The sequence below is a fragment of the Streptomyces sp. CB02261 genome (assembly GCF_001905665.1).
Classification (GTDB): Bacteria; Actinomycetota; Actinomycetes; order Streptomycetales; family Streptomycetaceae; genus Streptomyces.
Genome location: NZ_LIVX01000015.1, coordinates 12,367 through 23,299, shown reverse-complemented (window position 1 = coordinate 23,299; position 10,933 = coordinate 12,367). Strand labels below are relative to the sequence as shown.

General features: G+C 69.5%; 13 protein-coding genes. 6 read left to right on the top strand and 7 right to left on the bottom strand.

The features are described from left to right. Window positions 1–38 precede the first annotated feature (38 nt). The 4 genes from pstS to pstB all read left to right on the top strand — a co-directional run bounded on the left by pstS (window position 39) and on the right by pstB (window position 4,137). Window positions 39–1,181, top strand: coding sequence for a phosphate ABC transporter substrate-binding protein PstS (pstS, locus tag AMK29_RS34030; protein ID WP_073819947.1), 1,143 nt, complete (start codon window positions 39–41; stop codon window positions 1,179–1,181). 107 nt (window positions 1,182–1,288) lie between these two features. Beyond that, window positions 1,289–2,263: a phosphate ABC transporter permease subunit PstC gene (pstC, locus tag AMK29_RS34025; protein ID WP_073819946.1), complete on the top strand. Its 975-nt coding sequence runs from the start codon at window positions 1,289–1,291 to the stop codon at window positions 2,261–2,263. Then, entirely contained in the window at window positions 2,260–3,333 is a 1,074-nt protein-coding gene (gene pstA, locus AMK29_RS34020) for a phosphate ABC transporter permease PstA (protein ID WP_073819945.1), read from the top strand. The genes pstC and pstA overlap by 4 nt, the downstream gene beginning before the upstream one ends. A 27-nt stretch (window positions 3,334–3,360) precedes the next feature. Beyond that, on the top strand, window positions 3,361–4,137 hold the full coding sequence (gene pstB / locus AMK29_RS34015; RefSeq protein ID WP_073819944.1) for a phosphate ABC transporter ATP-binding protein PstB: 777 nt from the start codon (window positions 3,361–3,363) through the stop codon (window positions 4,135–4,137). 288 nt (window positions 4,138–4,425) lie between these two features. Here pstB and AMK29_RS34010 read toward each other — a convergent pair whose 3' ends face one another. Both AMK29_RS34010 and AMK29_RS34005 read right to left on the bottom strand, forming a co-directional pair. After that, window positions 4,426–5,424, bottom strand: a complete 999-nt coding sequence (locus tag AMK29_RS34010) for an inorganic phosphate transporter (protein ID WP_073819943.1) — start codon at window positions 5,422–5,424, stop codon at window positions 4,426–4,428. A gap of 5 nt (window positions 5,425–5,429) precedes the next feature. Then, the gene (locus AMK29_RS34005; RefSeq protein WP_053643397.1) at window positions 5,430–6,050 is read right to left on the bottom strand and encodes a DUF47 domain-containing protein; all 621 of its coding nucleotides are present in this window, start codon (window positions 6,048–6,050) and stop codon (window positions 5,430–5,432) included. Between the two features lie 193 nt (window positions 6,051–6,243). Between AMK29_RS34005 and AMK29_RS34000 the strand changes: the two genes are divergently transcribed. Then, on the top strand, window positions 6,244–6,600 hold the full coding sequence (locus AMK29_RS34000) for a metal-sensitive transcriptional regulator (RefSeq protein WP_073819942.1): 357 nt from the start codon (window positions 6,244–6,246) through the stop codon (window positions 6,598–6,600). A 40-nt stretch (window positions 6,601–6,640) separates the two neighbouring features. Here the strand turns inward: AMK29_RS34000 and AMK29_RS33995 are convergent, their stop codons facing one another. The 5 genes from AMK29_RS33995 to AMK29_RS33980 all read right to left on the bottom strand — a co-directional run bounded on the left by AMK29_RS33995 (window position 6,641) and on the right by AMK29_RS33980 (window position 10,244). Then, window positions 6,641–6,826 (bottom strand): hypothetical protein, encoded by a 186-nt coding sequence (locus AMK29_RS33995; protein WP_073819941.1) that lies wholly within the window; start codon window positions 6,824–6,826, stop codon window positions 6,641–6,643. A 117-nt stretch (window positions 6,827–6,943) separates the two neighbouring features. Beyond that, window positions 6,944–7,786, bottom strand: coding sequence for a hypothetical protein (locus tag AMK29_RS33990; RefSeq protein WP_073819940.1), 843 nt, complete (start codon window positions 7,784–7,786; stop codon window positions 6,944–6,946). A 150-nt stretch (window positions 7,787–7,936) separates the two neighbouring features. Then, window positions 7,937–8,200 (bottom strand): hypothetical protein, encoded by a 264-nt coding sequence (locus AMK29_RS36885; RefSeq protein WP_198942385.1) that lies wholly within the window; start codon window positions 8,198–8,200, stop codon window positions 7,937–7,939. A 77-nt stretch (window positions 8,201–8,277) separates the two neighbouring features. Continuing rightward, a complete protein-coding gene (locus AMK29_RS33985) occupies window positions 8,278–9,000 on the bottom strand; it encodes a phosphatase PAP2 family protein (protein WP_073819939.1) in 723 nt (240 codons plus the stop codon). A 215-nt stretch (window positions 9,001–9,215) separates the two neighbouring features. Continuing rightward, window positions 9,216–10,244 (bottom strand): C40 family peptidase, encoded by a 1,029-nt coding sequence (locus AMK29_RS33980; protein ID WP_382620782.1) that lies wholly within the window; start codon window positions 10,242–10,244, stop codon window positions 9,216–9,218. A gap of 344 nt (window positions 10,245–10,588) precedes the next feature. Between AMK29_RS33980 and AMK29_RS33975 the strand changes: the two genes are divergently transcribed. Continuing rightward, entirely contained in the window at window positions 10,589–10,897 is a 309-nt protein-coding gene (locus AMK29_RS33975) for a hypothetical protein (protein ID WP_017242359.1), read from the top strand. The last annotated feature ends 36 nt before the right edge of the window (window positions 10,898–10,933 follow it).

The following is a 10,933-nucleotide window of genomic DNA, read 5'->3' as shown; positions in this document are numbered from 1 at the left end:
GTCCGCGACAGGGCGGCTTCTGGAAGGAACACCCGAAAGTGAAGCTTTCGCGCAAGAACGGGCTTCGCGCCTCCGCGATCGGTGCCCTCGTCGTCTCCGGTGCGCTCGTCCTCTCGGCGTGTGGCTCGGACGACAACGCGGCGACCCCGGCCAAGGAGGGCGGCACCAAGGCCTCCTCCGCCGCGTCGAACATCGCGTGCGAGGGCGCCAAGGGCCAGCTCCTCGCCGCCGGCTCCAGCGCGCAGAAGAACGCGATGGACCTGTGGGTCAAGAACTTCCAGGCCGCCTGCGAAGGCGTCGAGATCAACTACCAGGCCATCGGCTCCGGCGGCGGCATCACCAAGTTCAACCAGGGCCAGGTCGCCTTCGCGGGCTCCGACTCCGCCCTGAAGGACGAAGAGGTCGCCGAGTCGCAGAAGATCTGCAAGGGCGGCAAGGGCGTCAACCTCCCGATGGTCGGCGGCCCCATCGCCATCGGCTACAAGCTGGAGGGCGTGGACAACCTGGTCCTGGACGCCTCCACGATCGCCAAGATCTTCGACAACAAGATCACCAAGTGGAACGACCCCGCGATCGCCAAGCTGAACCCGGGCGCCAAGCTCCCCGACAGCACGATCCAGGCCTTCCACCGCTCGGACGAGTCGGGCACCACCCAGAACCTCGGCAAGTACCTCTCCACCGCCGCCGCGGCAGACTGGAAGCACGACCCGAAGTCGAAGTCGTGGCCCGCCCAGGGCGGCCAGGCCGCGAACGGCTCCTCCGGTGTCGCCACCGCCGTCAAGGACGCCGAGGGCTCCATCGGATACTTCGAGCTCTCGTACGCCACCGCGAACAAGATCTCCACCGTCAGCATCAACACCGGCGCGGCCGCCCCGGTCGCCGCCACCTCGGAGAACGCCTCCAAGGCCATCGCCGCCGCCAAGGTCAAGGGCACGGGCAGCGACGTCGCCCTCTCCCTCGACTACGCGACGAAGGCCGAGGGTGCCTACCCGATCGTCCTCGTCACCTACGAGATCGCCTGCGACAAGGGCAACAAGGCGGAGACCCTGCCGACCCTGAAGGCCTTCCTCAACTACACCGTGAGCGAGGAGGGCCAGAAGGTCCTCACCGACGCCGGCTACGCCCCGCTGCCGGCCGAGATCGCCGCGAAGGTCCGCGCGATCGTCCCCACCCTGTCCTGACCCCCGGCCGGGACCGGCCCTCCCCCAGGGGGGGCCGGCCCCGGCATCCGGTGCACCGCCGCCAGGAGCCCCCACACCCGTAGGGGCACCGCAGACCGGAGAAGCAGATGGCTACCACCACACCAGACATACAGAGGAGCCGGCGCGCCAAGAGCGCGTCCCGCCCCGGGGACCGCATCTTCAGCGGCCTGTCCCGAGGCTCCGGCATCACCCTCCTCGTCATCATGGCCGCGATCGCCGGCTTCCTCACCTACCGTGCCGTCCTCGCCATCTCGAAGGACAGCACCAACTTCTTCACCACCTTCGAGTGGAACCCGGCGGGCAGCCCGCCGACCTTCGGCATCGCCGTCCTCGCCTTCGGCACGGTCGTCTCGTCGATCATCGCGATGCTCATCGCCGTGCCCGTCGCGATCGGGATCGCGCTCTTCATCTCGCACTACGCGCCCCGCAAGCTGGCCAAGCCGCTCGCGTACGTCGTCGACCTGCTCGCCGCCGTGCCCAGCATCATCTACGGCCTCTGGGGCGCGATCTTCCTCGTCCCGTACCTGGACGGCCTGAACCTCTGGCTCGACGAGTACATGGGCTGGACGTACATCTTCGACAAGGCCAACGAGGGCCCCGCCCGCTCGCTCTTCACCGTGGGCATCCTGCTGGCGATCATGATCCTGCCGATCATCACCAACGTCACCCGCGAGGTCTTCCTCCAGTCCCCGAAGATGCACGAGGAAGCCGCCCTCGCCCTCGGCGCCACGCGCTGGGAGGTCATCCGCATGTCGGTGCTGCCCTTCGGCCGCTCCGGCATCATCTCCGCCTCCATGCTGGGCCTCGGCCGCGCGCTCGGCGAGACCATGGCCGTCGCCGTGGTCCTCTCCCCCAGCTTCCTCATCTCGGGCCACCTCCTCGACCCGGGCGGCGGCACCTTCGCGCAGAACATCGCCGCCAAGTTCAACGAGGCCAACGAGTACGGCCGGGACGCGCTGATCGCCTCCGGTCTCGTCCTCTTCGCCATCACCCTGCTGGTCAACGGCGCCGCCCGCTGGATCATCGGCCGCCGCAAGGAGTACTCGGGGGCAGCGGCATGAGCCACGCCATTCAGGATCGTCCGGTCACCGCGGCCCCCCGCCCGGGGTCCCTCTCACACGCCCGGCTCCCCCGCTGGACGCCCGCCGCCGTCGCGGCCGGCTCGATCGCCGCGGGCGTCGGCATCGGCCTCGCCGCCGGCTGGCACAGCAAGATCCAGTGGGGCATGATCGCCGCGCTGGTCTTCGTCGTCGCCACGTACGCCCTGACCACCAAGGTCGAGGGCCGCCGCCAGGCCAAGGACCGCGTCGCCACCAGCATCGTCTGGGTCTGCTTCGTCCTCGCCGTCGTCCCGCTGCTCTCCCTCGCCTGGGTCACGATCAGCAAGGGCATCGAGGTCCTCGACGGCTACTTCCTGAGCCACTCGATGAACGGCGTCCTCGACGCCGAAGCCGGCGGCGGTGTCTACCACGCGCTGCTCGGCACCATCGAGCAGGTCGCCATCGCGACCGTGATCGCCGCGCCGATCGGTCTGCTCACCGCCGTCTACCTCGTCGAGTACGGCGGTGGGAAGCTGGCCCAGGCCGTCACCTTCTTCGTCGACGTCATGACCGGCATCCCGTCGATCGTCGCCGGCCTCTTCATCCTCGCCACCTGGAACCTGATGCTCGGCTTCGGGCCCTCCGGCTTCGCCGGCGCGATGGCCCTGTCGATCCTGATGATGCCGGTCGTGGTCCGCTCCACCGAGGAGATGCTCAAGCTCGTCCCGAACGAGCTCCGCGAGGCCTCCCTCGCCCTCGGCATCCCGAAGTGGCGCACCATCCTGAAGGTGGTCCTGCCCACCGCGATCGGCGGCATCACCACGGGCGTCATGCTCGCGATCGCCCGCATCACCGGCGAGACGGCCCCCGTCCTGCTCCTCGTGTTCGGTACGAAGCTCATCAACCCGAACCCCTTCGAAGGCGCGCAGTCCTCCCTGCCGCTCTACGTGTACGAGCAGTTCGCCGTCGGCACCGACGCCGCGATGGCCCGTGCCTGGGGCGCCGCGCTCGTCCTGATCGCCTTCGTCATGATCCTCAACCTGGTGGCCCGCGGCATCGCCCGCTGGAAGGCCCCGAAGACCGGCCGCTGACCGCGGCCACCATGGAAGTGAACTGATATGGCCAAGCGAATCGACGTCAGCGGCCTCTCCGCGTACTACGGCGCCCACAAGGCGATCGACGACATCTCCATGACCGTCGAGCCCCGCTCCGTGACGGCCTTCATCGGCCCGTCCGGCTGCGGCAAGTCCACCTTCCTGCGCACCCTGAACCGGATGCACGAGGTCACCCCCGGTGGCCGCGTCGAGGGCAAGGTGATGCTGGACGACGAGAACCTGTACGGCTCGAACGTGGACCCGGTCGCCGTGCGCCGCACGGTCGGCATGGTGTTCCAGCGCCCCAACCCCTTCCCCACCATGTCGATCTTCGACAACGTGGCGGCGGGCCTGCGGCTGAACGGCTCGTACAAGAAGGCCCAGCTCAACGAGATCGTCGAGCGGTCCCTCAAGGGCGCCAACCTCTGGAACGAGGTCAAGGACCGCCTCAACAAGCCGGGCTCCGGCCTCTCCGGCGGTCAGCAGCAGCGCCTGTGCATCGCCCGCGCCATCGCGGTCGAGCCCGACGTCCTGCTCATGGACGAGCCCTGCTCGGCCCTCGACCCGATCTCGACGCTGGCGATCGAGGACCTGATCGGCGAGCTGAAGGAACGCTTCACGATCGTCATCGTGACGCACAACATGCAGCAGGCCGCCCGCGTCTCGGACCGCACGGCCTTCTTCAACCTGGCGGCCGTCGGCCAGCCCGGCAAGCTCATCGAGCTGGACGACACCGAGCGCATCTTCTCCAACCCGAGCGTCCAGGCGACCGAGGACTACATCTCCGGCCGCTTCGGATAGGACGCCCAGCCCGTGTGAACCCACCACCGGGGGCAGCGAAACGCCCCCGGCCCAGGGTCACCACGTGCGGGGCAACACGCCATACGGTGCTGCATGGCGGTGCCACCGTATGACGAAGGGCCCGGCTCCCCTGAGGGGAGCCGGGCCCTGCCACGTACCCGTCAGCCGAAGAACAGCTGCACCACGTAGAAGCTCGTCGCGGCCACGAGCGCCGCCGCCGGCATGGTGATACTGCATCCCCCGGGGGATAACCCCCGGACCCCCAGCAGCATCAGGCGACGCCGCCCGTCAGCCGAAGAACAGCTGCACCACGTAGAAGCTCGTCGCGGCCACGAGCGCCGCCGCCGGCATGGTGATGAACCAGCCGAGGATGATGTTCTTCGCGACACCCCACCGCACCGCGTTGACGCGCTTGGTCGCGCCCACGCCCATGATCGCGGAGGTGATGACGTGCGTCGTCGAGATCGGCGCGTGGAAGATGAACGCGGAGCCGAACATGATCGACGCACCCGTCGTCTCCGCCGCGAAACCCTGCGGCGGGTCCAGCTCGATGATCTTCCGGCCGAGCGTCCGCATGATGCGCCAGCCACCCGCGTACGTACCGAGCGACAGCATCACGGCGCACGCGATCTTCACCCACACCGGGATGTCGTCGCCGGCCTGCTGGACATCGGCGATGACCAGGGCCATCACCACGATGCCCATGGTCTTCTGCGCGTCCTGCAGACCGTGACCGAGCGCCATGCCGGCCGCCGACACCGTCTGCGCTATACGGAAGCCGCGCTTGGCCTTGTGCGGGTTGGCCTTGCGGAACATCCACATGATCGCGCACATCACCAGGTAACCGGCCACGAGACCGACGACCGGCGAGATGAACATCGGGATGACGACCTTGTCGAGGACGCCGCCCCAGATGACCTCCGTGCCACCGGCCAGCGCCGCGCCCACCATGCCGCCGAACAGCGCGTGGGAGGAGGAGGACGGCAGACCGAAGTACCAGGTGACCAGGTTCCAGATGATCGCGCCGACGAGCGCCGCGAAGAGGATGCCCATCCCCTTGTCGCCGGTCGGCGTCTCGATCAGGCCCTCGCTGACCGTCTTGGCGACCCCGCTGCCCATGAAGGCGCCCGCGAGGTTCATGACGGCGGCCATCGCGAGCGCGGCCCGCGGGGTCAGCGCCCGGGTCGACACCGAGGTGGCGATGGCGTTGGCGGAGTCGTGAAAGCCGTTCGTATACGTGAAACCGAGCGCGACACCGATGGTCACGATCAGAGCGAAGGTGTCCACGAAGCTCAGGACTCCTTGACCGCGATGGTCTCCACCGTGTTGGCCACGTGCTCGAACGCGTCGGCCGCCTCTTCCAGCACGTCGACGATCTGCTTGAGCTTCAGCACCTCGATGGCGTCGTACTTGCCGTTGAAGAGCGTCGCGAGCAGCTTGCGGTGGATCTGGTCCGCCTGGTTCTCCAGCCGGTTGACCTCGATCCAGTACTCGGTGAGGTTGGACATCGTCCGCAGGTTCGGCATCGCCTCGGCGGTCAGCTCGGCCGCCCGCGCCAGGACCTCGATCTGCTGCTCGACACCCTTGGGGAGCTCCTCGACGTTGTAGAGGACGACCAGGTCGACGGCCTCCTCCATGAAGTCCATGATGTCGTCGAGGGACGACGCGAGGTTGTAGATGTCCTCACGGTCGAAGGGCGTGATGAAGGAGGAGTTGAGCTGGTGGAAGATCGCGTGGGTCGCGTCGTCGCCGGCGTGCTCCGCTGCCCGCATCCGCTCCGCGATCTCGGCCCGGGCGGAAGGCTCCGCGCCGAGCAGTTCCATCAGGAGCTTGGAGCCCGTGACGATGTTGTCCGCGGAGGCGGCGAACATGTCGTAGAAGCTCGTCTCCCTGGGGGTCAGACGAAATCGCACGTGAGGTCCTCGGGGTGCTGGGTTTCGGTCAGGCTGATGCTAGGCGCATCATCCGGCCACGGCTAACCGGCGTCCTCTCAGTGTCGCCCATCAGGCACAGTGAACTGCACGGGCCCCCGCCCGGATCGGCGGGGATCGGTACCATATACCCACGAGGGGTATACACCCCCTTAATGGACAACGGGAGGCAGCGATGACGACCACCGAGGCGGACCAGGTCACCCCCGAGGCCGTCGAGGCCGTCGGGCCGGCCGACCACGAGCACGGAGTGCACGGCTACCACAAGCAGAAGGACGAGCACCTCAAGCGGCTCCGCCGGATCGAGGGCCAGATCCGCGGCCTCCAGCGGATGGTCGACGAGGACGTCTACTGCATCGACATACTCACGCAGGTCTCCGCCTCCACGAAGGCGCTCCAGTCCTTCGCGCTCCAGCTCCTGGAGGAGCACCTGCGGCACTGCGTCGCCGACGCGGCGGCCAAGGGCGGCGACGGCATCGACGCCAAGGTCGAGGAGGCCACGAAGGCCATCGCCCGCATGCTGCGCACCTGACGGCCGCCGCACGGAGGCGGTGGTGAGCCGGGCCGTACCGTCAGAGATGTTCCACGGCCCGCTCCGCCGCCACTCGCAGCACCTCGTCGATCCGGTCCGCGCTGAGCCGTTCCCCGTCGGCGGTCGAGGCGGCGATGATCAGTTCGCCGCACAGTTCGATCTCGGCGAGGGCGACGCAGTCCGGGTCTGCGGGCACGGTTGCTGTACCGGGCGGGGCCACGCGCATCCACCTCTTCCTGCCGGCGTCGGTCTCCCAGCGGTCTCCCAGCGTAGGGACGGGGCCACGGACCGCGCATGACACGTCCGGACCATTTGCCGATGGCCCCCGCGGCACCGGCCCAGGTCAGGCCTTGATCTTCCCGGCGTAGATGTCCCGGCGATCCGGCAACCTCACCTCGACCCGGACCCCGAAGCCGTACAGCAGCGTCGTCGACGCGACGGCGACCGTGCTTCCCTGGTTGCTGAAACTGAACTGGTGGCGGACCTTCCGCAGCCGCCCCTCACCGTCGAGGTACGCGTCGAAGGGCACGGTGTCCTTGGCGAACCCTTTCGCCGCCGCGGCGAGCGCCCCGCGCAACTGCGGCGAGGCGGCGCGGGCGGCCAGCGCCATGTCGGCGACGCCCCGGTAGTGGCTGACTTTCACCCCTGCCAGCTCGACCTCACCGACGAACGTGACGTCCCGGGCGCCCCGGAGCAGCTCCGCCGCCGCCCCGGGGTCGGTGGCCCCGCCCGTGACGAGGTTGCCGTCGTCGAGCGTGGTGGTGTCGACCCGGACCCACTTGTCGGCGGGGACCCCGGCCCCCCGGTTCTTCATGTAGAGGGCGCCGGGCGTGAGGAGTTCGGTGATCGGCCGGTGCCCGCTGGCTCCCGCCGGGTCCTTCGGCAGCACCACCTGGAGCCGCCCGGTCCGGCGCCGGAAGTCGTACCCGCCCTCGCCCCTGATGGTGACCCGGGTCCCGCCCGACGCCATCTCCATCGAGGTGCTCGCCTTGGCCGTCCCGGCCTTCGTCAGCGCGTCGGCGGCGTCCCGTACGGCGAGCGCCGGATCGACCGCGGGCTTCGGGTCCCCGGGGGCCGCGCACCCCGTGACCGCGCCGGTCCCGACGAGGGAGCCGACCAGGACGGCGGTGACGGCGAACGCCCCGCTCCCGCGACCGTGCGGACGTCCGTACCGCTGCGCCACCATCCCTGCCAACCCCCCACGCCTCACCGCTGTCCGCCCGGGTCCCGCCCTTCCCCGGCACCCGCGGGTCCGGGGGCACCCGATCCGCATAACGACGGTCAACGCGTGCCGTCACGCGCAGTACGGTGGTGGTGTGCACGCGCAGTCCACTCCTCACACCGCCACGACGACGGAGCGCGGCTCGTTCGCGCTGGCACGCTGCAGCTGCGGCTGGACGGGCCCGGCCCGACGGTCCAGGGACCGCGCCCGTACGGACGCGGCGGACCACGTCCGTACGACGGACACCACCGAGAGCTGAAACGCCCTCGCGGCGGACACCACCGAGAGCTGGAACGTCCGCGCGGCGGTCACCACCGAGAGCTGAAACGCCCTCGCGGCGGACACCACCGAGAGCTGGAACGTCCGCGCGGCGGTCACCACCGAGAGCTGGAACCGGCCCGGGCACGCCTGGTGGGACCGGTCCCCGAGGCTGCCCCGGCGCGCGCCCGTCGAGATCAGGCCGCGAGGTCCTTGCGGCCTGAGTCGGGGGTCGCGCCGCCGAGCCGGGTCTCGGGGATGTCGACCGCCTCCGGGCGCCGCGGGCTCTCGGCCCGGCGGGAGCGGACGAGCCGGGCGCCGAAGCCCGAGTGGGCGACGGCGGAGACCACCGGGGTGAGCAGGGCGAGGGCGAGCGGGGCGAGGAGCAGCGCGACCGCCGTGCCGAGGGCGAGTCCGCCGACGACGTCGGTCGGGTAGTGGACGCCCATGTACACCCGCGCGAACCCCTCGGCGAGCGCGAGGCCGATGGCGGCGAGCCCGAACCGGCGGTGGGCGACGAAGACGCCGACGGCGAGGGCCATCGCCAGGGTGGCGTGGTCGCTGACGAACGAGAAGTCGGTCTTGCCCTCGACGAGGACCTCGAGCCCCTGGTGGTCCTTGAAGGGCCTGGGGCGCTCGACGAAGCCGCGGATGGGGACGTTCACGAGCAGGGCGATGCCGGCGGCCAGCGGGGCCCACACGAGCCCGGCGACGGCCGAGACGGAGTCGGCGAGGGTGCCGCGGCGGCGGACGCCCCACCAGCACCACAGGCAGACGAGGGCCATCGCGAGCATGATCCCGTACTCGCCGACGAACTCCATGACGCGGTCGAACCACGGCGGAGCCGCCTTGGCCAGCCCGTTGATGTCGTAGAGCAGGCCGACATCGGGGTTCGAACCGTCCGATGCGAGTCCAGCCATGTGCTGAAGCCCCTTGCTCTCGTGTCTGGTGTTTCCAACCCCCGTGGTCATGAGCGGTCGGATCAGGGAACGAACCGCCTGAGGCGCACGTTCCGCTCTCTCCGGTGGATCATGCTGACGTTATCGAAGAGTGACGGCGGACCGCAGCTCAGGGCCTGTGCATGACGGAGAGTTCCAGCCATGTCCGGTACGACCCGACGGTCCGTCTGGTCCGCTCAGGCCCCCGGAAGATGGGTCGGCAGCGCCGCCGCGCCCTCCGCCGTGACCCGGGTCGCGCCGAAGTAGTCCGGGGTGTCGATCCGGTCGAAGCGGATCACCGCCCCGGTGCGGGGCGCGTCGATCATGTACCCGCCGCCGACGTAGATGCCCACGTGCCGGATGGCCCGGGAGTTGGTCAGGTCGTCGGAGAAGAAGACGAGGTCGCCCGGGAGCAGCTCGTCCCTGCTCGGATGCGGCCCCGCGTTGTACTGGTCGTTGGCGACGCGCGGCAGGTCGATGCCGACGCTCTCGTACGCGGCCTGGGTGAGCCCGGAGCAGTCGAACCGGCCGTTCTGCGCGGCCGTGCCCGTACCGCCCCAGAGGTACGGCGTGCCGAGCTTCTGCTGCGCGTAGTGGATGGCGCCCGCCGCCTGCCGGGACGGCGCGACGCGCCCGAGGGGCCGGGCGAAGCTCTTCTCCAGGGACCGGATGATGCGCACGTAGTTCTGGGTCTCGCTGATGGGCGGGACCCCGCCGTGCTTGATCACCCGGTACGCGCCCGCGTTGTACGCGGCCAGCATGTTGTTCGTCGGATCGCCGGGCACGTTCTTCACGTAGCCGGCGATCTCGCAGTCGTACGAGGCGGCCGAGGGGATCGCGTCCGCGGGGTCCCAGATGTCCCGGTCGCCGTCGCCGTCGCCGTCCACGCCGTGACCGGCCCAGGTGCCGGGGATGAACTGGGCGATGCCCCGGGCGTCGGCCGGGGAGACGGCCCGCGGGTTCCAGCCGCTCTCCTGGTAGAGCTGGGCGGCGAGCAGGGCCGGGTTGATGGCGGGGCAGAGGTTCCCCCACCGCTGCACGAGCCCCTGGTAGAGGGCGGGGACCGAACCCTTGGCCAGCGCCACGGTGCCGTTCTTGGAGCTGCCGGCGCCGCCGACGAGACCCGCGGCGGCGGAGAACGTCCCGACGACGAGCAGGGCGACGAAGGAGAGACAGACCCCGACGGCTCCCCCGGCCACCAGCCACGCCTTGCCAGCCCTACGCACCGTCAACCACCCCTCGGCTCATGGCAGTACGCCCCCGCAGCCCAGTCTAGGCGGCGACGGCCCCGTGGGGCCGTCCGCGGGTTCGACGCGGCCCCAAGAGTGCAACAACGACAATCATTGCCCGGAGTCACTCTCCGTGATACACAGAGTGACCATACGCTTCTTCGCATGGAAACCGGCCACACCACCGCAGGTCAAGACGGTCAGATCGGTCAAGTGTGCGGGGATCGGGTAAAGAGAGCCGTCAAGCCGTCACACGCGGGCGGTTTCATCAGCGAAGATAGGGCGATGACCCATGCCGTCCGGCAGGGGCAACTAACTACCCAACAGGGGCGGTGAGTTACATGTACCTGGCGGCAGAGAAGGGCGACATCACCACCATCATCGGTGGAATCGCCCCGAACTGGGGGCCTTTCGGCAGCCTTGGCGCCGAAGCCAAGATCATGATCGAGGTCGTGATGGCCGTGGCCATCCTGCTGTGCCTCGGCATCGCCATCTGGGGCGCGGCCAAGCAGCGCATCGGCGCGACCGCCCTTCGCGACACGTTCAGCGCGGAACAGGGCAAGGGGCTGATCGTGGCCGGCCTGACCGGCGTCTTCATCATCGGATCACTGGGGACGCTGTTCACGATCGTGTACGGGATGGCCGTCTGATTCCCCGTCGGACCCCATCCCCCTGAGATTGCGTTC

Excerpts from the sequence above, each read along its gene's own strand:
- pstC (WP_073819946.1), top strand. The coding sequence starts at position 1,289 with ATGGCTACCACCACACCAGACATACAGAGGAGCCGGCGCGCCAAGAGC.
- pstA (WP_073819945.1), top strand. The coding sequence starts at position 2,260 with ATGAGCCACGCCATTCAGGATCGTCCGGTCACCGCGGCCCCCCGCCCG.
- pstB (WP_073819944.1), top strand. The coding sequence starts at position 3,361 with ATGGCCAAGCGAATCGACGTCAGCGGCCTCTCCGCGTACTACGGCGCC.
- AMK29_RS34000 (WP_073819942.1), top strand. The coding sequence starts at position 6,244 with ATGACGACCACCGAGGCGGACCAGGTCACCCCCGAGGCCGTCGAGGCC.
- AMK29_RS33995 (WP_073819941.1), bottom strand. The coding sequence starts at position 6,826 with ATGCGCGTGGCCCCGCCCGGTACAGCAACCGTGCCCGCAGACCCGGAC.
- AMK29_RS33990 (WP_073819940.1), bottom strand. The coding sequence starts at position 7,786 with ATGGTGGCGCAGCGGTACGGACGTCCGCACGGTCGCGGGAGCGGGGCG.
- AMK29_RS33985 (WP_073819939.1), bottom strand. The coding sequence starts at position 9,000 with ATGGCTGGACTCGCATCGGACGGTTCGAACCCCGATGTCGGCCTGCTC.
- AMK29_RS33975 (WP_017242359.1), top strand. The coding sequence starts at position 10,589 with ATGTACCTGGCGGCAGAGAAGGGCGACATCACCACCATCATCGGTGGA.